This window comes from Sulfuricurvum sp., assembly GCF_028681615.1.
Taxonomy (GTDB): Bacteria; Campylobacterota; Campylobacteria; order Campylobacterales; family Sulfurimonadaceae; genus Sulfuricurvum.
Window position 1 is genome coordinate 160,557 of sequence record NZ_JAQUHV010000001.1, and the last position, 21,583, is coordinate 182,139.

23 protein-coding genes are annotated in these 21,583 nt (G+C 45.5%); 2 read left to right on the forward strand and 21 right to left on the reverse strand.

Features of this window, described 5'->3' with window-relative positions:
- Positions 1–2 precede the first annotated feature (2 nt).
- Genes fliY through aroQ form a run of 8 tightly spaced genes read right to left on the reverse strand, consistent with a single transcriptional unit; the run spans position 3 to position 6,117 of the window.
- Positions 3–878, reverse strand: a complete 876-nt coding sequence (gene fliY / locus PHE37_RS00845) for a flagellar motor switch protein FliY (protein WP_299993946.1) — start codon at positions 876–878, stop codon at positions 3–5.
- Complete coding sequence (gene fliM, locus PHE37_RS00850; RefSeq protein WP_299993945.1) at positions 871–1,968, reverse strand: flagellar motor switch protein FliM; 1,098 nt, start codon at positions 1,966–1,968, stop codon at positions 871–873. Before fliM ends, fliY begins: the two co-directional genes overlap by 8 nt.
- Complete coding sequence (locus PHE37_RS00855) at positions 1,968–2,660, reverse strand: RNA polymerase sigma factor FliA (RefSeq protein WP_299993944.1); 693 nt, start codon at positions 2,658–2,660, stop codon at positions 1,968–1,970. The genes fliM and PHE37_RS00855 overlap by 1 nt, the downstream gene beginning before the upstream one ends.
- On the reverse strand, positions 2,657–2,983 hold the full coding sequence (locus tag PHE37_RS00860) for a hypothetical protein (RefSeq protein ID WP_299993943.1): 327 nt from the start codon (positions 2,981–2,983) through the stop codon (positions 2,657–2,659). Before PHE37_RS00860 ends, PHE37_RS00855 begins: the two co-directional genes overlap by 4 nt.
- A gap of 17 nt (positions 2,984–3,000) precedes the next feature.
- Positions 3,001–3,873: a P-loop NTPase gene (locus PHE37_RS00865; protein ID WP_299993942.1), complete on the reverse strand. Its 873-nt coding sequence runs from the start codon at positions 3,871–3,873 to the stop codon at positions 3,001–3,003.
- A complete protein-coding gene (gene flhF / locus PHE37_RS00870) occupies positions 3,870–5,132 on the reverse strand; it encodes a flagellar biosynthesis protein FlhF (RefSeq protein ID WP_299993941.1) in 1,263 nt (420 codons plus the stop codon). The genes PHE37_RS00865 and flhF overlap by 4 nt, the downstream gene beginning before the upstream one ends.
- Entirely contained in the window at positions 5,113–5,637 is a 525-nt protein-coding gene (gene folK / locus PHE37_RS00875) for a 2-amino-4-hydroxy-6-hydroxymethyldihydropteridine diphosphokinase (RefSeq protein WP_299993940.1), read from the reverse strand. The genes flhF and folK overlap by 20 nt, the downstream gene beginning before the upstream one ends.
- Before the next feature lie 3 nt (positions 5,638–5,640).
- Positions 5,641–6,117: a type II 3-dehydroquinate dehydratase gene (aroQ, locus tag PHE37_RS00880; RefSeq protein ID WP_299993939.1), complete on the reverse strand. Its 477-nt coding sequence runs from the start codon at positions 6,115–6,117 to the stop codon at positions 5,641–5,643.
- Between the two features lie 161 nt (positions 6,118–6,278).
- Between aroQ and PHE37_RS00885 the strand changes: the two genes are divergently transcribed.
- On the forward strand, positions 6,279–7,490 hold the full coding sequence (locus PHE37_RS00885) for a metal-dependent hydrolase (RefSeq protein WP_299993938.1): 1,212 nt from the start codon (positions 6,279–6,281) through the stop codon (positions 7,488–7,490).
- Positions 7,487–8,359 carry a signal peptide peptidase SppA gene (sppA, locus tag PHE37_RS00890; RefSeq protein WP_299993937.1) on the forward strand — a complete coding sequence of 291 codons (873 nt, stop codon included), beginning with the start codon at positions 7,487–7,489 and terminating at the stop codon, positions 8,357–8,359. Before PHE37_RS00885 ends, sppA begins: the two co-directional genes overlap by 4 nt.
- Here the strand turns inward: sppA and xseA are convergent.
- The 13 genes from xseA to PHE37_RS00955 all read right to left on the reverse strand — a co-directional run bounded on the left by xseA (position 8,346) and on the right by PHE37_RS00955 (position 21,534).
- Positions 8,346–9,599 (reverse strand): exodeoxyribonuclease VII large subunit, encoded by a 1,254-nt coding sequence (gene xseA / locus PHE37_RS00895; protein ID WP_299993936.1) that lies wholly within the window; start codon positions 9,597–9,599, stop codon positions 8,346–8,348. The two genes, sppA and xseA, sit on opposite strands and share 14 nt — an antisense overlap.
- A gap of 4 nt (positions 9,600–9,603) precedes the next feature.
- Positions 9,604–10,314 (reverse strand): bifunctional demethylmenaquinone methyltransferase/2-methoxy-6-polyprenyl-1,4-benzoquinol methylase UbiE, encoded by a 711-nt coding sequence (gene ubiE, locus PHE37_RS00900; RefSeq protein ID WP_299993935.1) that lies wholly within the window; start codon positions 10,312–10,314, stop codon positions 9,604–9,606.
- Positions 10,311–11,333 carry a bifunctional diaminohydroxyphosphoribosylaminopyrimidine deaminase/5-amino-6-(5-phosphoribosylamino)uracil reductase RibD gene (ribD, locus tag PHE37_RS00905; protein WP_299993934.1) on the reverse strand — a complete coding sequence of 341 codons (1,023 nt, stop codon included), beginning with the start codon at positions 11,331–11,333 and terminating at the stop codon, positions 10,311–10,313. Before ribD ends, ubiE begins: the two co-directional genes overlap by 4 nt.
- Complete coding sequence (locus PHE37_RS00910; protein WP_299993933.1) at positions 11,333–11,764, reverse strand: ribosome maturation factor RimP; 432 nt, start codon at positions 11,762–11,764, stop codon at positions 11,333–11,335. Before PHE37_RS00910 ends, ribD begins: the two co-directional genes overlap by 1 nt.
- A complete protein-coding gene (gene rbfA / locus PHE37_RS00915) occupies positions 11,754–12,119 on the reverse strand; it encodes a 30S ribosome-binding factor RbfA (protein ID WP_299927262.1) in 366 nt (121 codons plus the stop codon). The genes PHE37_RS00910 and rbfA overlap by 11 nt, the downstream gene beginning before the upstream one ends.
- Complete coding sequence (gene infB / locus PHE37_RS00920) at positions 12,116–14,653, reverse strand: translation initiation factor IF-2 (protein ID WP_300008096.1); 2,538 nt, start codon at positions 14,651–14,653, stop codon at positions 12,116–12,118. The genes rbfA and infB overlap by 4 nt, the downstream gene beginning before the upstream one ends.
- Entirely contained in the window at positions 14,643–14,897 is a 255-nt protein-coding gene (locus PHE37_RS00925) for a DUF448 domain-containing protein (RefSeq protein ID WP_299996064.1), read from the reverse strand. Before PHE37_RS00925 ends, infB begins: the two co-directional genes overlap by 11 nt.
- Before the next feature lie 20 nt (positions 14,898–14,917).
- Positions 14,918–15,799: a homoserine kinase gene (gene thrB / locus PHE37_RS00930; RefSeq protein WP_299927256.1), complete on the reverse strand. Its 882-nt coding sequence runs from the start codon at positions 15,797–15,799 to the stop codon at positions 14,918–14,920.
- A 9-nt stretch (positions 15,800–15,808) separates the two neighbouring features.
- Positions 15,809–16,261, reverse strand: a complete 453-nt coding sequence (locus tag PHE37_RS00935) for a hypothetical protein (RefSeq protein WP_299996066.1) — start codon at positions 16,259–16,261, stop codon at positions 15,809–15,811.
- Positions 16,254–17,138, reverse strand: a complete 885-nt coding sequence (gene lpxC, locus PHE37_RS00940; RefSeq protein WP_299996068.1) for a UDP-3-O-acyl-N-acetylglucosamine deacetylase — start codon at positions 17,136–17,138, stop codon at positions 16,254–16,256. The genes PHE37_RS00935 and lpxC overlap by 8 nt, the downstream gene beginning before the upstream one ends.
- A gap of 47 nt (positions 17,139–17,185) precedes the next feature.
- Positions 17,186–18,556 carry a M23 family metallopeptidase gene (locus tag PHE37_RS00945; protein ID WP_299996070.1) on the reverse strand — a complete coding sequence of 457 codons (1,371 nt, stop codon included), beginning with the start codon at positions 18,554–18,556 and terminating at the stop codon, positions 17,186–17,188.
- Entirely contained in the window at positions 18,553–19,485 is a 933-nt protein-coding gene (locus PHE37_RS00950; protein ID WP_299996072.1) for a DHH family phosphoesterase, read from the reverse strand. Before PHE37_RS00950 ends, PHE37_RS00945 begins: the two co-directional genes overlap by 4 nt.
- 63 nt (positions 19,486–19,548) lie before the next feature.
- The gene (locus PHE37_RS00955) at positions 19,549–21,534 is read right to left on the reverse strand and encodes a PhnD/SsuA/transferrin family substrate-binding protein (RefSeq protein WP_299996074.1); all 1,986 of its coding nucleotides are present in this window, start codon (positions 21,532–21,534) and stop codon (positions 19,549–19,551) included.
- Between the last annotated feature and the right edge of the window lie 49 nt (positions 21,535–21,583).

A 21,583-nucleotide genomic window follows, 5' to 3' on the forward strand; every position in this document is an offset into this window, starting at 1 on the left:
AACTACCCTTTGAGTTTGTTCAGACGATCTCGTTTGGTTCCGATAGAGGTAATTTGAACACCAAAATTTCCATCTACAATAACCACTTCACCCTGTGCAATGACATGATCGTCTACCAATATATCAAGCGGATCATTCGCGAGTTGATTCAGTTCTATAACCGAACCGATATCCATGCTGAGAACATCTTTTAAAAGCATTTTTTTCTTCCCGATACGAACGCGAACCGGAAGTTTTACGTCCATAATGAGACCGATATTTTTCATCTCACCCTCTTCGAGTTTCACCGCCGGCTCTGAAGAGGGAGTATCAAAGATAGATCCGGATGACGATGGTGCTGCTGTTGCCTGCGATTCAGACATTTTACCGCCGCTCAAAGCAGCTTTGATTCCGGAATCAATTGCGAACATCATGAGTGAATTGATTGAGCCCAATGTGAAACTGAACACAAACATTTTCGCAAAATTATCAAGATTCACTTCTCCGTTTTCAGCGATAAATTCGGCACGCTCCGGTTTGATCGTAAATTTCGGAAGCTCTTTTTGGGATCCCAATGTCGTACTCATTGCCCCGACGATGTTGGAAACAATCTCTTTCGCCGCATCAAGATCCTCATCCGACATCGTATCCTGCGCTTCTCCCTCGCCGCCGAGCATCATATCGCCCAATGCCGTCGCCAATTGCGGAGGCATCATGATCAATCCGCGCCCCGAAGCATCTCCGCTGAAGCTGACATGAATCAAGGCTATAGGCGGGATAACATTGGAGACGATAGAGATATCTTCTGCCTCTTTGAGGATGATAGAGGGGGTTTGACCCGTCAACCCCTCTATTGTAGCAACTGCCTCATTTGCAAATACTCCGGCAAAATCACTCATCTTCATCCTCCTCATCTTCTAATGGCCCGCGAATCATATCTTTAACACCGCTGATACGTGCTTTACGTTTGGTCTCAAACTCTTTAAGTGCCCGTTTGACGGCATCTTTTTCGGTGTCGATAAGAGAGCTGATCTGAATCGACTTTCTAAATCGGCGTAACCCCATCTGTCCGACAAAACGGTTTTTCCCGTCCACACTGACATGGACGACGTCATCGGCAGGAATATTGAGCCGTATTATATCTCCCTCACCTAATTCCAACAACTCATGCAGCGTTAATTCGGCTTCACCAAGGTTGACTTCAACATTGACATGCGCACCGCCTAAAAGAACTTGAAGTTCTTGATTTCGGCTTTTTTTGGAATTGGTTTCATTCAGCATCAAATCACGGCTGGCAAGTTTCGGCAATACCGGTTCAAGGGCGATAACCGGATAACAGATGTTCATCATTCCTGAACTGTGTCCGATGATAATCTCCATAACGACCATCACGACAATCTCATTTTGAGCGACGATTTGAACAACGTTAGGGCTGGATTCTTTGGATTCGACTTGAGGATACAAATCGGTAACGGGAGCCCACGCTTCGCGGAGTGTCCCCATCATTACCCGCAATATCGTCTCGAATAGGGAGAGCTCGATATCGGAAAATTCCCGATTCGCTTCGAAAGGCTCCCCTTTACCTCCTAAAATACGGTCCAGCATCGGAAATGCGATGGAGGGATTGATTTCCAAAACCCCGTTACCTTCCAACGGCTTCATCGAAAAGACGTTGAAACTCGTAGGATTCGGAAGGGACATCAAAAACTCCCCATAGGTCATCTGGTCGACCGAGTGAAGCTGTATCTCTACGATGGAACGCATAATTGCGGATATCTGGGATGCGATGGAACGTGCCATTTTGTCGTGAATACCGCGGAAAGCCCGAAGCTGCTCTTTCGAGACACGATTGGGACGTTTAAAGTCATACAGGGTAATTTGGCGTTGGGGGAAAAGGGAATCGTCAGCCGATTCTAACGCTCCGTCTCCTTCGTCATCAACAACGTCGAGAAGGGCATCAATCTCTTCTTGCGATAAAATATCTGCCATTATCTTCCCCCTACCGCATCTTTAATGCGCCGTATTACCGATTTGTGAATCTGCGAAATACGCGATTCGGTGATGTTTACGATTTCACTGATCTCTTTGAGGGTCAGTTCTTCAAAATAATAGAGCTGGATGATGATCTGTTCCCGCTCCTCAAATCCGGATAAAACGTTTTGAATCGCTTCGATAAGATCTTCATGCTCTATCCGCTCCAATATCCCCCCCTCTTCGGGGGTTCCCAATTGATCATCCAGTGGCAAAACCGTATAAATATCCGATGCGATCCGAGCTTCATGGATTTTATCGATTTCAATACCTAATATTTCCGACAGTTCCGCATCGGTGGGCTCATCATCGTGATCGCTCATGTAAAGCTCGATAGCGCTGTCAATCTCTTTGATCAGTCGTCGGCTTGATCGGCTTACCAGATCTAACGAACGCAGGTAATCGAGCATCGCACCGTATACGCGCGTCTTGGCATATCCCCAAAACGAATCATTCTGCGTTTCGTCGTAACGGCGTGCCAGTTTTACCAGCTCTTCAGTCCCTATCGCGCTCAAATCCATATAATCGATCGAGCTGGGCAGGCGCTCTTTAAGCCGAAAGGACATCGCCTTTACTGCAGGCAAATACTGAATTGCAAGCTGGTCTTCACGGTGTTTTAACTCTTGTGAATAGACATTTGCGCCGCTCATCCTTGCCCCCGTCCATTGTTTTCATCTAACAGATCCGCTTTATGGGTGTAAAATGCATCGATGAATTGTTCTCGTTTATTGATCTCACGTACAAAAAAGTCCAAATTGTGCTCATGGGAAGCTTTGGGAAACGGATGATTTTTTACTCCCAATGTTTGGAAGAAAAAGCCGACACACAAATGGGCAAAAAGATAAAAAAACGTGCTGATAAGGATCACAAACCCTAAAAAACTCTCCGGTGAGGTCGACTTAAGTATCCCAAAAACAATACCGATAAAAAAACCTTGTACTGTCAAAAAAGAGACAAAATTCGAACCTCGCATTGGCGCACCTTATAAAATTAAAAGTGCTCCATAAGACGCTTAAACAAGCCTCCAAGACCACTCTCTTTGGGATCTACTAGCACATTTCGTTCCAATTTTTTTGCGATTCGCTTAACAATCTGTTCTAATTCAATTGTCGGTGTAGATGTCGGATAGTCCCGACTAAACAGGGCTCTTTTCTTGACGCTGTTCGCAATTTTAGCATCATTTGAAATTTGCCCGAGATAGCTGAGTTTTAATCCGTTCCCGATATTGGCTTGTGCCACTTTATGGATTTTTTCAAACAGACTTTCCGCTTCTTTGGACGAGCGAACCTGATTCATTATAACATTGATTTCATCACGTAACCTTGCGGTCACTTTAATCGTAGCGTACGCATCCGTAATTGCGGCGGGATCAGGAACCGTGACGACAATAACATCGTCACAAGCTCGTAAAAAAAGCTGAATGTGTTCACCGATTCCGGCTCCCGTATCGATCAGCATCACATCCAAATCATCCAGTACGGAGGCTTGATCCATAAACCGCTCGAACAACCCTCCCGATGCGTATTTAAAAATCTCTTCTCCGCTCTCTCCCGGAATCAGGACGAGATTTTTTTCAATCGGAACCAATATCTCATTGACCGTCGCTTCTCCCTTGAGCACGTGTAAAATATTTTTTTGGATTTTGACATTGAACATGACATCCAGATTGGCAAGTCCGATATCCGCATCAAATATTCCCACTTTCAACCCATATTTTGCCATTACATGTGCCATATTTGAGCTGATCGTACTTTTGCCGACACCGCCTTTACCGCTGGTAATCGCTATAAAACGAGTTTTTTTTGCTGCCGTATTTCGATTTTGATTGACTAAAGCTTCGAGTTTAGCGGCTTGATGATTCATGTGTTCTCACCTCTGGAAAATCCGTTCATCAGGCATTCGACCAAGAAATCGCTCGTTGCCACCACTAAATCTTCGGGGACTTCCTGTCCTACAGAAAAGTAACTAATCGGTACTTTGGTCTCATAGACGAGTGAAAAAATATTACCGAAACCTCTGGTTTCATCCAGCTTTGTAAACATCATCGTGTCAATCCCGAGTGGGGCGAAATTTTCATAGGTCGCTTTGAGATCCTCGTATTTGATCGAGCTTGGCATCACCAAGACCACATCAACACTGTATTCGGTATCGTTACCGCGCAGGCATTCATAAATCTTTTCGATCTTTCCTTTGTCGTACGGAGAAGAGCCCATGGTATCGATCAAAATATAATCCGAATAGCGCAATGCATTCAACGCGCTCGAAAACTCAGGGGGATCAACAACTGTCTCAATTCCGAGTTTCATCATTCGTGCATACTGCATCAGCTGCTCAACCGCCCCGATACGATAGGTATCGAGCACGACCAGACCTACTTTGTATTTTTTCTCCAGCAGATAAGAGAAACGCGCAGCCAATTTGGCGATAGAAGTCGTCTTGCCGACCCCCGTGGGACCGACGAGCATGATTACCTTTTTAGCTCCGTTTCTAGGGGGCGTTTCGAGACGGACCGGGATCATTTTACGCATAAGTACTTGGAAATAACGTTTAACCGTAGCCGAGCTTTCACGCATTTTCGAAGGCATATGTTCCAACGTCAGCTGCATAATCTCGTCAAGATGTTCCTGATCCATTCCGCTTTGTTGGGCAAGTCGGTAAATCTCGGCAAATTCAGGGGGGATAGCCGCCTGAATTTTGGGTGCTTTTTCAGACCAGAACATATTCTGAATCAGTTTGACTTTGTCACCGAGTTTTTCAATCTCCTCTTTAATCCGCTTGAGATCTTCGCTCTCCCTCACCGGCATCTGAGCCGGAGTACGCTCTTCTTCGGTTACTTCGGCAATTTTTGAGATTTGTTTGGCCGCTTCGGATATATTATAAAGGACATCACTGCTTTTTTGAGCTAACGGTCGCTGTTTCATCAACGGCTCTTCCACTTTTGCTCTGGGCTTAGGAACGGAATTTTCTTCAACACCGACCACGATCTCATACAAAGCGCTTTTGCCGAGCGATTTTTTCTGCACTTCGCGCGTTTCAATCAACATCGCCTCTTCGCCGACTTCCAATTGCGCTTTTTTAAGCGCCTCGGCTGGAGTGGCACCGCTAAATGTCAAAATTTTCATATTTTCTCCGTATGTTCCGATGCGCCAAACTTCTAAGAGGAATCGTCACGCTGGCGCGTTCCCTCCAATGAAGGTGTGGAATACTCAACTCCGCCGTATTGATTGATCGATTCTCAAAGAATAGTATATCCAAGTCCAACGTTCTCGGCGAATTCGCAAAACTGCGACGACGCCCAAAACGTTTCTCTATCCGCCAAATCAGCCGCAAAAGTGCTTTTGGCTCCAATGACGTCCCGATTTCGATAACCGTATTGTCAAAATCGTGCTGTTCCGTAAATCCGAAAGGGGGATTACGAAGGATCACTCCACTTCGGATTCTGCAGACCCGCGGCACTCTCCCCAGATAAATCCACAAATGATTCATCCGACGGCGTGTATCACCGATGTTTCCGCCCACTCCCAAAAGAACACGATAGCGGTAACCGGAAGCTTTTTTAAGCGACGCAGGAAAATACCGATCGACGTAAACCCTATGGCTCTCATCGAGTATACGGCATAACGGCATGGTTTACTCTTCTGTCGTACCTTGCTGAGCTTGAAGCATTGCATTGATCTCACTGAGGATTTGCATCATCCCGATCATCGCCAAATGGTAACCGAACGGACCGAATCCGACGATAGAAGAGGTACATACCGGAGCCGTCATACTTTTTTGACGGAATTCTTCACGACGATAGATGTTGCTGATGTGAACTTCGATGGTCGGAATGTTTACCGCACTGATCGCGTCACGAATCGCGATAGAGGTGTGACTATAGGCAGCCGGATTGATAATGATCCCGTGCGCATCGCCGTAACACTCTTGAATACGGTCAACGATTTCTCCCTCAAGGTTGCTTTGGTAAAACTCAATATCAACTCCGTTTTGAGTTGCGACCTCTTTCATTTGAGCATGAATCTGCTCTAAACGCATCGGACCGTATACTTGCTGTTCTCGAACACCTAACATATTGAGGTTTGGCCCTTGGATTACTACTATTTTCATTGATTAAACCTTGATTTCTGTTTTAAGGGTAGATTATAAGAGGTTCTATATTATAAGCAACTAAATCGCTTCAAGTTCTAACCGATTCCGTCGTCTCTGAAGGAGCATTTATACGCTTCTGCTATACTTTCTTTTTTTGAATATTCGATTAAAGGGATGAAGTGCAAATACTTCTCAGTGACGCAATTTTTACCGACGGAACGATTCTCCGTGATCACGGAATCGTATTTGACAAAACGATTCTTGAAGTGGCACCGAACGACGATTTACGCTCCCGTTTCGGAGCACAATGTACCGAGTTGGGTGAAGGTTCGGTTCTTCTTCCGGGACTGATCAATCCGCATGTCCATTTAGAATTCAGCGCCAACCGATCCACCCTCACCTACGGAGAGTTTATGCCATGGCTCTCCAGTGTCATCGCTTCTAGGGACGACCTTATAAACGAGTGTGACGATGCGTGTACGACGCATGCCATTGAGACCATGCTCTCCAACGGAATCACCGCATTCGGGGCGGTGAGTTCATACGGATTTGATTTGGATCCCTGCCGTCAAGCACCCCAAAAAGTGGTCTTTTTCAACGAGCTGATCGGTTCTGATCCGGCTATGGCCGATGCACTCTACGCCAATTTTCAAGAGCGTCTTTTTGCTTCACAGGAGATCAAACGTGAAGGGTTCAATCCTGCCGTAGCTATCCATTCCCCTTACTCCGTTCACCGAATTTTGATCCAAAAAGCCCTCAAATACGCAAAAGAAAAAGATTTGCGGGTTACCGCCCATTTTATGGAGAGTCTTGCGGAGCGCGAATGGCTCGATAATGACAGCGGAGCGTTTCAGCCATTTTTCCAGAACTTCTTAAAACAGACCAAAGCCGCCAATACGGCAAACGAATTTTTAAGCTATTTCAGCGAAATTCCTACCTTATTCACCCATGCAATCCAAGCAAATCACGAAGAGATCTCAGTGATCAAAGAGGGTGGGCACAGTATCATCCACTGTCCGATCTCCAATCGCCTCCTCGGAAACGGCGCTCTCGATTTGCGGCGCCTTGACACCCATACAATCCCGTGGCTGTGCGGAACGGACGGGATGAGTTCAAACTATACTCTGGATTTATTCGAAGAGATGAAAGCTGCGCTCTTTATGCACACGCAACACGATCTTCTCACCCTGGCAAACAGTCTGTTTCAAAGCGTTACCGCACAAGCAGCCACGGCATTAAGGCTCAATTGTGGTACAATCGCACCTACATACGATGCCGATATTCTCATAGTACGGGTCAACTACCCTATCAATGAGCAGCTGCCGATCCATCTGATACTCCAGCCGCGCACTGTCGAATCGGTTTATATCCAAGGGGAAAAAATCAAATGATGCAATTTATCCGAAAAATCGGCTCATGCCTTGCGACAGGGCTTAAATTTATCCAATCACATTTTAAAGCGACCGTTTTAGTGCTTGTTGTCCTTTGGCTTATTTTCCCGTCCGGCGAAGATGGAATTTCACCCCATAATCTACAAAAAATCTCCCTTAAAGGGCCGATTTTAGATGCGACGTCCATGATCGAACAAATCGATGAAGCACGTGAAAATAAAGACATCAAAGGGGTATTGTTCAGTATCGATTCTCCCGGCGGTGCGGTGGCTCCATCGGTCGAAATCGCCTATGCGATCAAGCGTCTCGCCGAGACCAAGCCGACGGTTGTTTATGCTGCGGGCATCATGGCCAGCGGCGGTTATTATTCCGGTATTTGGGGAAATGAAATCGTTGCCAATCCCGGCAGTATGATCGGTTCCATCGGTGTTATCATGGAAGGTGCCGATATCTCGGGCCTGATGGAAAAAGTGGGGATCAAAACCCAAGTCGTCCACGCAGGAGCCTACAAACAAGTCGGAACATTCGACCGTCCGTGGAGTGTAGCGGAGCGGGCAGAGCTTGACAAAGTGATCGGCGGAACGTATGATCTGTTTGTCGGCGACGTCGCACGTGCCCGTAAACTCGATCCGACAAAAAGCAGCGACTATGCAGATGCCCATATCTTTACCGCATTGCAAGCAAAAAAAGTGGGACTTGTAGATAGTATCGGTGTCGAATTCGATGCGAAAAAACGGGTGGAAGAACTTACAAAAGTAAAAGATCCGGTTTGGAACAAAGAAGATCCGATGGATAAATTCTTCAAACGCTTTGCGGCAGAGGGAGCCTCATTGGCTCATATGTACTTCCCGCCCGTTACATTGAAATAATTTCTACTACTTCCGAACGAACGACTCTATGGTCGTTCATCGCATCAAACCGATCCCCTACTTTTAATTCATCCAAATCGATCACTTTCCCCTCACGGGCAATTTGGGCAAATCCGCTTTTGTTTTTATTTTTCGGATGATTGGCAGAGAATCCTTCGGTTAATTGAGTCATCATAAACTGCTTCTGACGCAGTGTCGACTCGATACTTTGAGTTAACCGCTCCATCAATGGAGCAAGATCACGACGGTTCTGTTCCAATCGCTGCACCATCTGTCGATTCAAACGTTCTCGCAGCTCTATAATCAGCTCTCGTTGCACCTCTAAACGATGTTCAACGCCGTGGCGTTTAAACGCCTCCTGCATCGATAGGAGTTGTTCGCGTTTACGCTCCAATCTCTGAGCCACCATTCCATACGCACTGTAGCGGATCTCATCGATACTTTGGAACAACTCGTTTTGATCGGGGAGGAGCATCTGCATCGCGGCACTCGGTGTCGGTGCGCGCATATCGCTCACGTAATCGCTGATGACCCAGTCGATCTCATGCCCTACCGCCGACATTACGGGAGTCTGCATCGCAAAAATCGCATCGGCGACGATCTCCTCGTTAAACGGCCATAAATCCTCGATACTTCCGCCGCCCCGTCCTACAACCACCGCATCTGCGCGCAGCGTATCGGCATAACGCAGTGCATCGGCTATTTGTCCTGAAGCGCTTGCCCCCTGTACCAATACATCCAACACAATGAGCTTGACCAGTGGCCACCGTTGCATTGCCACCCGCTGCATATCCTGCAATGCCGCACCCGTTGCAGATGTGACCAAAACGATCGTTTGGGGAAATTTCGGAAAAGGTTTTTTATGCGAAGGGTCAAAATACCCTTTTGCTTCCAATTTTTGTTTCAGCTGCTCGAACGCTACCGCCAATGCACCCGCACCGTAGGGTTCGGCACTGAATGCATTGATCTGATATTCGCCGCGCGGTTTGTAGAGAGAGAGTGCCCCGTGCAGGATGATATGGGCCCCCTCTTCAAGAGAGAACTTCAAGCGTGCCGCGTTGCCTTTGAACATAACACATTTGATCGCGGATTCGTTGTCTTTGAGGGTGAAATAGATGTGTCCGCTGCCGTGCTTGGTCACACGGGAGAGTTCCCCCTCGACACTGACAAATTCAAAAGAGGTTTCAAGGAGTATCTTGATCTGTTCATTAAGACCACTGACGCTTAGAGTGGAAGCCATAGGATTACTTTTTACGGGCGATCATCAAGGTCGAAATATCCATCGAGAAACTTTTCGTATAAAGCATCTCAAAACCCGCTTCTTCGAGTTCCTGTTTCATTTTAGCCACCGTTAAAAATCCTTCGATGGAATCAGGGAGATAACGATACGCTTCGTAGTTGCTAGAGATCAATCCGCCGATACGCGGTAGTACGTTATTCATGTACCAATCACGAACTTTTCCAAGTGCAGATGGATTTTCGTTTTTCATAAATTCGAGGATTACCACTAATCCCCCCGGTTTGAGGACACGGTTAAATTCACCCAATCCCGCTTGACGTTCGACTACATTGCGGATGCCGTATGAGATACTGATAATATCCGCCGAACCGTCACCTTTCGGCAGCTCGGTTGCCGGAGCGATATGAAACGACATCTGAGGAAATTTCTCCCGTCCGACACCGACCATCCCCTCGGAGGGATCAACCCCCACAATCTCATTCACGCCGATTCCTGCCTTCTGGGCTCGACGATCCCAGTATCCCATCATATCGCCTGTTCCGCACGCAACATCGACGATAGAATCGATCGTTTTAGAAGAACAATAACCAAATGCCAAATCGCATGCCTTGCGACGCCAAAAGGTATCGACACCCATACTGAGCACCCGATTGGCACGGTCATACGTCGGGGCGATATCGTTGAACATCGATACGATTTTTTCTTGCTTGGTCATAAAAGTTCCTGTTGTTTCTTCATCCAAAGAATTATATTATCGGTGATTTTAGCGTGCAGTACCTCAAAATCCTCTGTAATGGGTCCAAGAGTTTGCGATCCTCCGCCGATTTTAGGCGCAATGTAACTGAGATACCAATCGCTTACACTCTGACTTGCTTGCAACATCCCAGCACCCCCTTCGATCATTACTAAACGATACTGACGAATCGGTTCAAAATCAGATGCAATAAAAACCTGTCGATTGGGGATAGTGAAAAGTGGAATTGTTCGGTCAAAGTCTCTCTCACGAGAATAAATCAATACATCGGGAGCTTTGCCGTTCACCATCCGCGCATCCAGTGTCGGTCGATCAGCCCGTACCGTATTGCCTCCGATCACGATCAAATCGCATTTATCCCGTAATGCATGCATATGCGTTCGTGAAGTGGCCGAACTGATCGTTCCGTTATCGATCGTACCGTCGAGCCGTTGTGCCCATTTAAAAAAAACAAAGGGACTATTCTGCCATTTTAAAAACGGTTCCAGAAGTTTTTGCCCCTCTGCTTCCATGATCCCGAAAACACATTCAACGCCTGATGCACGTACGATTTCACCGCCGCCAGCCGCATCCGGATTGGGATCTTTACAACTGACATATAGTGATTTGATCCCTAAATCTCGAACCAATAAAGCACATGATGGGGTTTTACCTCTGTGGGAACACGGCTCCAAAGTCACCGCCATAGAAAGTGTTCTGAAAAGATTATTGTGATGGGTACGAAGGTATTCGTGGATATGATGAGAATCGTCTGAATCTGCTATCGAAGTGTCACCGCTTAAGAGCGTATACGCATCCCGCAGAGCATAAACCTCGGCATGGGGGCCGCCTGCGTATTTATGGGCACCTACGGATAGTATAGAGCCATTTTCGGAAATACAGGCCGCACCTACCGCAGGATTAGGAAAAGTGAGGAGTTGATAATCCCACGCTGCTTCGAGCGCGAGTTTCATAGCATACTGTATGACGGCGGTATCCATTACCACTCGAAGTAGGTTTTAGCCTTGCTGATAGAACGGAAAGGGATTCTTTGTTCACCGTTTTCTTTGGTCTTTAAAATGATTTCATCATTTTCAACACCAATCATTTCTCCCTCAAACTTCTCTTTGCCGATCGTGCTCAAAGCAACTTTTTCACCGACCGATTGGGCAAAATGATCGAGGGTTTTAAGTTTACGCTCAATCCCTGGAGAACTCACTTCCAAACGATATTCACCGCTTACCGGAGAGGTAACGTCCAACAGCGGAGAGATCAAATGGGTCGCTTCAACACATTTATCCAGTGTTACACCACCGGGAGCGGTAACACTTACACGAAAAATCGTATTTTCGTTTTCACTGAGAACCGCCGTGTCATAAAGTGACAAGCCGATCGATTCGACCATTTTTTTGATATCGCTCTCAAGACTCATCTTTTTTCTCCTTGGCGATTTGTGCGAATAATGCTTCAATGTTTTGACTGCGTTTAAGAGTATCGTCAAAGACGAAGGTCATACGCGGACTACGGAACCACCCTTGATCTTTCATACAGTGTTCTTCGATAATCGGGCGGGCTTTTTCGAGCAGTTTTAAAAATACCGCTTGCTCTTGAGGCGTGTAATCGTGCGGATCCAGATAGACTTTCGCATCGCTTCGACCGCGGGAACAGTGAACATCGATAACATCCACTTCACGCACACGCGCATCGGAAAGTTGTGAAATCGCTTCGGGGATCAACTCTTTGAGGATTGATTCCGTTCGCTTGATTTTGATTTGTGCCGGTGTCACAGGGATACTTTAGTCTCGATTTTTTTGAAGGTTTCGATAACGTCACCCACTTTAACGTCAGTATATCCGTTGAGGACAACACCACAATCCATCCCTTTACCAACCTCTTTAACATCGTCTTTGAAACGTCGAAGAGAAGTAAGATCACCCTCATGGATAACAACACCGTCACGGATAACACGGACCATTCCGCCGCGTACCAGTTTACCGTCAACGACCACACATCCTGCGATGGTTCCGCTGCCTCTTGGCATAGGGAACGTATCACGAACCTCGGCTTGTCCAGTATTTTCTTCACGGAACTGTGGAGCCATCATACCGCCGAGCAATAATTTAACATCGTCGATTAGCTGATAGATAACCGAGTAGGTTTTGATCTCTACACCCATTTGTTTTGCCATCGCATTGACATTACCGGTAGGACGTACGTTGAATCCTAATAGGGCACAGTTTTCACTGTTATTGACCAAGGCAACGTCGTTTTCGGTAATACCGCCGACACCGCTGGAGATCACTTCAACTTTAACCTCTTCATTACGCAATTCTGCAAGAGCCGATTTAATCGCTTCAAGAGAACCGTGAACGTCGGTTTTGAGAACCACTTTAAGGGCTTTAATACGACCTTCGGCAATCAACGACGTCAAATCATCAAACGATGCTTTGGTGCTCAATGAAAGTTCACGGTGGCGATCATACTCAGCACGTTTTTGTGCTACTTCACGCGCTTCACGATCGCTCTCCATAGCCATCATCACTTCACCCGATGGCGGTACATCGCTCAAACCGACGACAACCGCTGTTTGACTCGGTCCGATTTCTTGGAGTTGTGCTTTACGATCGTTGATCAATGCCCGAACACGTCCATAAGCGCCACCGCACACGATGTTGTCTCCGACATGAAGGGTACCGTTTTGAACGATAACCGTGGCAACCGGTCCACGTCCTTTTTCAAGTGTAGACTCTACAACTACCGCTTTTGCCATAACTTCCGGATTTGCTTTGAGTTCCATCACTTCGGCTTGAAGCAAGATCGCTTCTAAAAGCTCATCAATACCGGTCATCGCTTTGGCCGATACACCGACAAACTCGACGTCTCCGCCCCATTCTGTAGGATTTAGCCCTAATTCGGCCATTTGCGCTTTGACCATGTCCGGATTGGCACCCGGTTTGTCCATTTTATTGACCGCAACGATAACCGGTACTTTTGCATCTTGCGCATGTTTTACCGATTCGCGGGTTTGAGGTTTTACCCCATCGTCCGCCGCTACTACGATAACGATGATATCGGTCAATTGTGCACCGCGTGAACGCATCGCACTAAACGCTTCATGCCCCGGAGTATCCAAGAACGTAATCAATTTCCCTTTTTGCTCTACCGAATAGGCACCGATGTGCTGAGTAATTCCCCCTGCTTCGCCGTGGGCCACTTTCGCATTTCGGATCGCATCAAGAAGAGACGTTTTACCGTGGTCAACGTGTCCCATAATCGTGATAACCGGAGGACGTTCTACCGCACCTTCACTGTCTTCATGCGCTTCATCGTATGCAGTCTCAAGGTTAAATGCATCTTTCGGATCGATCGTAGTGACTTCAACACCGAACTCGCTCGCCAAAATTTCGATTTCGTCTTTTCCGAGGAAGTCATTTTTGGTAACCATCATTCCAAGATCAAAAAGGACTTTGATGACCGCAGAAATGCTTTGTCCGATTTTTTCGGCAAATTCATAGACACGAACGTCTTCAGCGATTTCAACATGCGTAATGACTTCGTCTTCTTTAGCATCTTTCGTATAACGTTTACGCGCTTCACGAGAAACCTGACGAGGTTTGTTTCGATTCGCGCCCTGTTTCTTACCGGAATTACGGCCGATCGGTTTTTTCTCTTTCGGTTTTTGTTCCTCTTCAGGCTCAATTTTTGAACCCAAATCATTGAAATCCATCAAAACGACTTGATCGTCTTCATAATCCATTGATATATCGGAAATTCCGCCGCCGAAAATATCAAGACGAACCCCTTGCTCTTTTTTCTGAACCGGTCCGCTATTGCTCTGAGCTTTTTTAGCTCGTTTCGCTTCCAACTCGCGTTGCGCCTGCTCACTCAGTTTTCCGTAACTGGATACATGCGTACTCTCCTGGCGAACAGGAGCGACGACAACTTCTTCTTCTACCGGACGTTTTTTCTTGACGATTTTTAGCCCGGAACGCTTTGGAGCTTCTTCGACCGCCGATACTTCTTCCAATGCTTCACTTTTTATTTCTACTGCTGGAGCTGCAACATGTACTTTTTCTTCAACCGTGACCACATCGCTAGGAGCTTCTTCTGCAGAAGCCGCCTTGGAGGAAGACTTGGGCACCGCAGTTTCCGTAGATGCCCCGCTCATGATATAGTTCATGATTTGCTCAGCTTCTTCGATCGATACCGAACTCGAGGCAGTTTTTACATTAAGCCCTATTGCGGCTGCTTTATCCACTACCTCTTTTGAATTGATACCAAGCTCTTTGGCAATTTCATGAACTCTAACTTTATCCATCATTAACGATGATCTCCTTTAACCGATTCATTAGCGCTACAGTTGCGCCGTTTTTACATTGACGGGCCAGTTGACCCGGAGTTTTTTTGTGCTCGACACACGCAAGACACAGGTAAAAACTTCTCCCTTCATTGTCATAAGGCTGTAATAAACCTTCCCGACATTGAAGACGTACCAGTGCGGATTGCGCAAAACGTTCACGACAAACTACGCACATACGTATAGGCTGATGTAACTTTTGCGCCATTATATCCAATACTTTCTTAGTTATCGTTCGACAATGAGCCCGTCGTTGTCGAAGCCTAAAATTTTGACCTCGAAATCGGTAAATTCCGCTTTAAATTTATCGGCAAGCATTTGTGCATCCTGATCGTATACCATATTAAAAAAAGTCGACCCGCTCCCTGAGAGTGTCGACATCAATGCACCGTTTTCATACGCCATTTTTTGTACGGCAAAGAGTTCGGGCAGCATCTTCATCCGTACTTTTTGATGGAAGCGGTCTTGTGTAGCCAGTCGAAGCATTTCCCAATCTTCATTGAAAAATGCCCCCACAGTTACCGCCGTGTGCGAAAGATTAAATACCGCGTTCTCTTTGCTGTACGATTTAGGAAGCGTCGTACGCGATTTGGCGGTTGAGATCGGCTTGTTCGGAATAACGACGACTGCTTTGAGATAATCGGGAAGATGTTTTTGCTGGGAGAACACTTTTTGTTTTTCTACCATCGCCGAATTAAATCCCCCCATCACTGCCGGAGTAATGTTATCCGGATGGGACTCATATACCAGTGCATGATTTAATATACGGCGTTTTGACACCTTGACTCCTGCAGCTTCGTGCGCACAGCTGATAGCACTCACAATCACGGCAGATGAGCTTCCGAGCCCTCTGGACATCGGAATTTGGTTGTAAAACGTAAATTTGAAATTTTGCCGTTTTTGAGTCAAACGGCGATAATGCTCGTTAAAAATAGAGACAAACAGATTATTTCCCTTGAGACGGGGATTATTTTCCCCTTCCCCTTTAATCGAAACGGCAAAAAAACGAGATGGTACCAATTCGACTTGGTTGCGTAAATCAACGGCAAGCCCCAATGAATCGAATCCTGGTCCTAAATTAGCACTTGTTGCGGGTACACTGACAAACAAATAACTTCCTTATCCTACGGCATCAATCCCATAATAAGGGAGATTATCCGAATCAAATTTTTCTAAATCGATATTTTTGGGGAGCTTATATCCGATAATCTCCGGAGAGTTTAACGGAACTACCTCAATTGTAGAGCTATTTTTAACAAAATAGAGCTTTCCAACTGCTTTGATGGGGCTGTTTTGGTTAAAAAAGAAGGCATCGCATGCCAAAAGGGGGATTTTTTTCGTAATACTCAGGGTTTTTAGAAAAAGATAGGTGACCTTGATCCCCATAAAACTTCCTGGACCTTTGGCATAAATAAATGTAGAAAAGGTATAGCGTTTCAACAACGAATCAAATATTTCTGCCAAAACATCTGAACTCATCCCCTCGTCTTTTATCTCTTCGACTAAAAGCCCGTCTTTGTAGATACCGACGAGAATTGGAGAACTGAGTGCTATGACAACAGCATCATGCATACGCTTTTGCCAACTCTTTTGACTCGGCGGTAGCGAGTTCGACGATTTCATAATTGGCAGGGTCTTTGAGTAATTCAAGCGTCAATTTGTGATTGAGATCATGACTTCCTGCGAACGCTTCGTAATTGCCGATAAAGTTCATCCCTATGAGCGACATATCCCCAATCGCATCGAGAATTTTATGCCGTACAAACTCATCTCCGAAACGCAAACCTTCCGGATTCAGTACTTTTTTATCGTCCAATACAACCGCATTTTCCAAGCTTCCACCCAAAGCAAGCCCTTTGGAACGAAGATACTGAACTTCGTGAACAAAGCCGAAAGTACGTGCGCGAGCGATCTCTTTTTTGTAGTTTTCTTTCGTAAACTTCAAAACATAGCTTTGTTTATCGATAACGGGATGTTGAAATTTAATCGTAAAATCATAATTCATGTCATTTGAAGGGATCAGTTTGACGTACTTGTCCCCCTCTTGCACGATGACCTCTTTCTTGATTCGCATGATTTTTTTAGCGCTGTCTTGCTGGACAATCCCCGCCTCTTCGAGAAGCATGCAAAAGCTCATCGATGAGCCATCCATGACAGGAACTTCATCCGCATCTACGATAACACGGAGATTATCGATACCGTACGCATAAATGGCAGAGAGCATATGTTCAATCGTGGATATGGTCACTCCGTCCTTACCGATTACGGTCGCCATTTTGGTATCGACGACATTGGCAGGAACCAAAGGGATCGATACTCCGGCATCACTTCGGTAAAAGACAATACCGCTGTTTGTCCCTAGCGGCTCGAGGCGCAATTTTACGGGTGAACCCCGATGCAAACCGATACCTACGAGTTCGACACTTTTACCTATCGTTGTTTGCAACATATGCGTATTTCCCTTAGCTCTTTCAACTTATATAATTATACCGTGTTTCAGTGTTGGTTAATAATAACCTTGGCACTCTCAATGACATCGGTAATATTGTCATGAATCCATTTGGTATCCATCCACTCTTCCGGACGAACTTCAATCCCTTGTACCAAAACACCGAAATGGAGGTGATCTCCCATCGCATAACCGCTGAGGCCGGTTTTAGCGATCTCTTGTGCAGCATTGACACTATCGCCTTCTTGTACATGCAATTCCGAGCAGTGTCCGTAAAGAGTATACAAACCGAATCCGTGGTCTATAATCGGCAAATTCCCATATATCCCGTTAGGCTGTGCGAAAACGGTTTTACCTCCGTTTGAAGCAATGATTGATCCCATATGGACACTGGCCAAATCCAACCCCATATGATAGGCTTGAGAAATATTTTGCTGCCCTTTGTAGCTGTAAATACGGTGATCTCCAAAATCAGCTACTTTCTGACCGTTGACTAACGGATAAAAAGGCTGCGGATTAAAATCGGTAATCATCGTATCGGATACTTTTGAAGTGATCTCATGGATGATTTTTTCATTGTCCGCACGTACTTTTTCGTTGATGATACGGAATTGTTCCAATCGGTCGGTTACCCCGGCGGTTTGATCATACGTATTAGCCAGTTCTGCGATCTTACCTTCTAAGAATGCATCGCTGAGTTCGATATTCGATGTACGGTAAACATGGTCTTTGAGACGAAGAGGCACTGTGCTTTTAGCCACATTTCCGGCACTGTCACGTGCCACGACAGTAGCACTAAAGCTTTCCGATTGTACCGGCCATGCAACCAAAGAAGCGTAATAACCCGCTTTCATAAACGGTTGGGCAATAAACGTCTTACCGAAATTGGTTTCGATTTTCAGGCTTTGCAAATGGGCATCTTCAGCTTTAAAGATAACAATTGCCGTCCCGCCCTTTTGGATTTTATACGAGTTACCGATAATCGCAAGCGTCGGCTGACGTTGATCGATCACAAGGGTATACTCTTGTTTAAAGGTATTCCCCATAAAGAGACCCCATAAACTGTTATCCGTTGCTTTAATAGTGAGAGTTACAGATGTTGATTCAACACGACGAACCCCTTTTGGCGGAAGGATATCAAACGCTCTTTTCGTCTCATGAGACGGTGTATTGTCTTCAACGACTACCCATTCATCATGCGGTGTCGAAAGGGTCGCTTTAAACGACTTGAGCCCGCTGCTGTCTTGTACGCTCACATGAATAGGATCTCTAAAATTCCAATAACCGTCTTGAGAGATGGTTACCTGAGGAGCTTGACGCTCAAACTTCGGCGAAAAGCCCATAAAACCGACGGCTCCTAATACTAAAACCACCAATATCCATCCAATAATTCCTGAACCGTTTCGGCCTCTTCTCACTCAAACTCCTTTTTAATCATCAGCGTCACACTCTCTGTGAACTCTGCAAAATTTCCCTGTTTTAAATGTGTCCCCGCTCGGTGTAGATGCCCACCGCCGCCAAAACAACCCATAATTTTCGAAGCATCAATGGTTCCATCGGTACGCAACGAGAGCTTCAATCCTCCGCAAGGGTGTTCGATTTGAATCATCGCGGCACGAACACTGCGTATTCCCAATGCATCCTCTATCACTCTTTTACATTCGTCAACATCCGCTCCGGTCTCTTCTAAAAGAGCGCGTGATACTTCGAAAAGAGCTAACTGCCCGTTTGCCAAGAGTTTCATCTGCTTCATAAGTGCACCGCGTATTCGAAGCGATGAGAGCGATCGACGGTGATAAAGCCATTCGATACATTTTGCGTGCTCAGCACCCAGTTCAATAAGATTATATGCTATTGAAAACGTTTTGGCACTGCATTCGGGTACACTAAAACATTTGGAATCATCCATCAGTCCCGCATAAAGCGAAAGTGCCATTTTACCATTGATTTTTATACTGTTGGCAACAAAAAAATCATATACCACTTCGGTCGTACTGATTGCCGAGGTATCGATGATAGTGTAAGTACCGAAATAATCGTTACTGATGTGGTGATCGATATTGATCAGGGGCAACGATTTGTTGATCCCCAGCCGTTCATAGCTGCCGCAATCAAAACTGATCATACAATCCGCATCTTCGGGAAATCGGTCGGTGATATTATCAAACCACGGTAAAAAAGCGAGATTCGGGTTGACTTCACTCGTGGCACAAAAAAGGGTGATTTTTTTTTGGCTGCGAAGCAAATAGGAATAAAAAGCACATGCCGAACCTAACGAATCGGCATCAGGATTTTTATGTACGATCAATACAATATGTTGGGCTGAATCGATCAGTTTAAGCGGCATACAAACCCCTCCGAAGCATTTAGGGGGCGGATTATAACATGCTTTTACCCGTCTGTTTCCTAGTTAAATATCAAGCTTTATTTCTTCAGAAGTATAATAGGTAATACGGTTACGTCCCATCTCTTTGGATCGGTACATTGCTGCATCGGCGTGACGGAGAAGAATATCGATTTCTTCGCAATCATCCGGGAATAACGTCGCACCGATACTGACACCGATCGTTATTGTTATTCCATCTACCTCAATCGGCTCTTTTAACGCTTCGAGTATCCGTACCAAAAGCTCATGCGCGTCTTCACTGTTAATATCGCTTAGAAGAATCACAAACTCATCCCCGCCCATACGGGCGATAATGTCACTTTGACGCAGTTGTTGAGCTAACCGCGCTCCCGCCTTCTGTAAAATTCGGTCTCCCATTGCATGACCGTATCCGTCATTCACCTGTTTAAATCCGTCCAAATCCAAAAAAGCCACAATGGCTTTGGAGCCTTTTCGTTTGGAAAAAGCCAGCATCTGTTCCGCCAATGTCATATACATATGACGGTTAGGAAGATTGGTCAGCGGATCGTAATTGACCAAACGATGAAGCTGCTCTTCTTGTTTTTTATGTTCCGTAATATCGCTGAAAATACCGATATAATTTTCAATATCGCCATCCGTATTGCGTACAGCATCAACACGTAAAAACTCAGCATATTCCTGCCCGCTTTTTTTCTTATTCCAAATCTCGCCGCGCCATGATCCTTCTCTCTCTAGCGCCTGATCGATTTGAGCGTAAAAAAACGGGCTATGCCGTCCTGAGCGCAAAATAATCGGTTTTTTCCCGATCACATCTTCTCGTGTATAACCCGTTAATCCGCAAAAAGCTTCATTGACGTCGATAATAATCTTAGACGCATCGGTTATGATAATACCCTCACGGGAATTATGAAAAACATTGGCAATCCGTCTGAGATATTTTTGCGTCTCTTCTCGAATAGTGATCTGTTCTTCCAATGCCTGAGACTCTTTTTTAAGTGTTTTAGTCAGTTTTCGCAATCGGTATGCTAAAAAAAGCAAGATCGCACTTAATGTCCCCAATAACACAATAATACTCACTGCATATTTTCGGATAACGTCATTCACCGTAAATGCCGGGGTTTTATCAAAGGGGGGAACTCTCATCTCTTCCATAATGGCCCGTATCCCCTCATACGCAAGAGGAACACTCCAGCCATAATAACCGGCGTTTTTCGGTATTTCTGATCCGCGCGGAAGCGAGAGCAATGCAACTGCAACCTGATTGGCTAATTCGGGATCTGTCTCTTTGAACGCTACAAACGGCCATTCCGGGTAAAGCTGCGTTGAGAGGGCCTGAGGGAAATTTTCGATTTTCTGAGGGTTGATAATTTTAAAATCATCCCGATTGATTTTTCCCTCTTTTGCCATCTTTTCCAAAACGCCGGTACGGATAAATCCCGCATCCGCAGAACCGCTTTCAACAATATAGACAACTTTGTCATGCGGCATATCGGTAAATGTTACGTTAGAACTTCGAGAAATATCAATTCCCTTTGAAAGTAAAACATTGCTTTGCGCTAAATACCCTCCCAACGAGAGTTCATCGACAGCGGCTATATTTTTACCCTTTAAATCTTCTAAGTTATTAATGTCCTTCCGATCGCTTCGGGATATGATAACCCCTCCAAACTCTTTGAGCTCATTACCGCTGACATTAGCACGTATAAGGGTGGCAATTCTGGTTGCATTGTATAGTGCCGAAAAATAGACATAATGTTCCGGATTGGTAAAGGCGAAGTCGAGCTCTTTTTTAGCAACGGCTTCATTGAATTCTTTATAACTAAAAGGCTTGATAATAAAAGAGTGGGAAGGGATTTTCTGATCTAAATAATGAGCAAGAGGCGTCCATTCATTTAGGGTATCTTCTTTCGAGCGAAAGGCTAAGACACCTATGACTACTTGGTGTTTATCCGCAGAAGCGGATAAAGCATGAAGAGGTACAATACAAGTTAAAAGGGTAAAAAAAACACTAATAAAAGCCTTCTTCATCTTATACCTCAATTGTGGACAGTATAAGAAGATTAATATTAAGAAATAG

Excerpts from the sequence above, each read along its gene's own strand:
- fliY (WP_299993946.1), bottom strand. The coding sequence starts at position 878 with ATGAGTGATTTTGCCGGAGTATTTGCAAATGAGGCAGTTGCTACAATA.
- fliM (WP_299993945.1), bottom strand. The coding sequence starts at position 1,968 with ATGGCAGATATTTTATCGCAAGAAGAGATTGATGCCCTTCTCGACGTT.
- PHE37_RS00855 (WP_299993944.1), bottom strand. The coding sequence starts at position 2,660 with ATGAGCGGCGCAAATGTCTATTCACAAGAGTTAAAACACCGTGAAGAC.
- PHE37_RS00860 (WP_299993943.1), bottom strand. The coding sequence starts at position 2,983 with ATGCGAGGTTCGAATTTTGTCTCTTTTTTGACAGTACAAGGTTTTTTT.
- PHE37_RS00865 (WP_299993942.1), bottom strand. The coding sequence starts at position 3,873 with ATGAATCATCAAGCCGCTAAACTCGAAGCTTTAGTCAATCAAAATCGA.
- flhF (WP_299993941.1), bottom strand. The coding sequence starts at position 5,132 with ATGAAAATTTTGACATTTAGCGGTGCCACTCCAGCCGAGGCGCTTAAA.
- folK (WP_299993940.1), bottom strand. The coding sequence starts at position 5,637 with ATGCCGTTATGCCGTATACTCGATGAGAGCCATAGGGTTTACGTCGAT.
- aroQ (WP_299993939.1), bottom strand. The coding sequence starts at position 6,117 with ATGAAAATAGTAGTAATCCAAGGGCCAAACCTCAATATGTTAGGTGTT.
- sppA (WP_299993937.1), top strand. The coding sequence starts at position 7,487 with ATGATGCAATTTATCCGAAAAATCGGCTCATGCCTTGCGACAGGGCTT.
- xseA (WP_299993936.1), bottom strand. The coding sequence starts at position 9,599 with ATGGCTTCCACTCTAAGCGTCAGTGGTCTTAATGAACAGATCAAGATA.
- ubiE (WP_299993935.1), bottom strand. The coding sequence starts at position 10,314 with ATGACCAAGCAAGAAAAAATCGTATCGATGTTCAACGATATCGCCCCG.
- ribD (WP_299993934.1), bottom strand. The coding sequence starts at position 11,333 with ATGGATACCGCCGTCATACAGTATGCTATGAAACTCGCGCTCGAAGCA.
- PHE37_RS00910 (WP_299993933.1), bottom strand. The coding sequence starts at position 11,764 with ATGAGTCTTGAGAGCGATATCAAAAAAATGGTCGAATCGATCGGCTTG.
- infB (WP_300008096.1), bottom strand. The coding sequence starts at position 14,653 with ATGATGGATAAAGTTAGAGTTCATGAAATTGCCAAAGAGCTTGGTATC.
- PHE37_RS00925 (WP_299996064.1), bottom strand. The coding sequence starts at position 14,897 with ATGGCGCAAAAGTTACATCAGCCTATACGTATGTGCGTAGTTTGTCGT.
- PHE37_RS00935 (WP_299996066.1), bottom strand. The coding sequence starts at position 16,261 with ATGCATGATGCTGTTGTCATAGCACTCAGTTCTCCAATTCTCGTCGGT.
- lpxC (WP_299996068.1), bottom strand. The coding sequence starts at position 17,138 with ATGTTGCAAACAACGATAGGTAAAAGTGTCGAACTCGTAGGTATCGGT.
- PHE37_RS00950 (WP_299996072.1), bottom strand. The coding sequence starts at position 19,485 with ATGCCGCTTAAACTGATCGATTCAGCCCAACATATTGTATTGATCGTA.
- PHE37_RS00955 (WP_299996074.1), bottom strand. The coding sequence starts at position 21,534 with ATGAAGAAGGCTTTTATTAGTGTTTTTTTTACCCTTTTAACTTGTATT.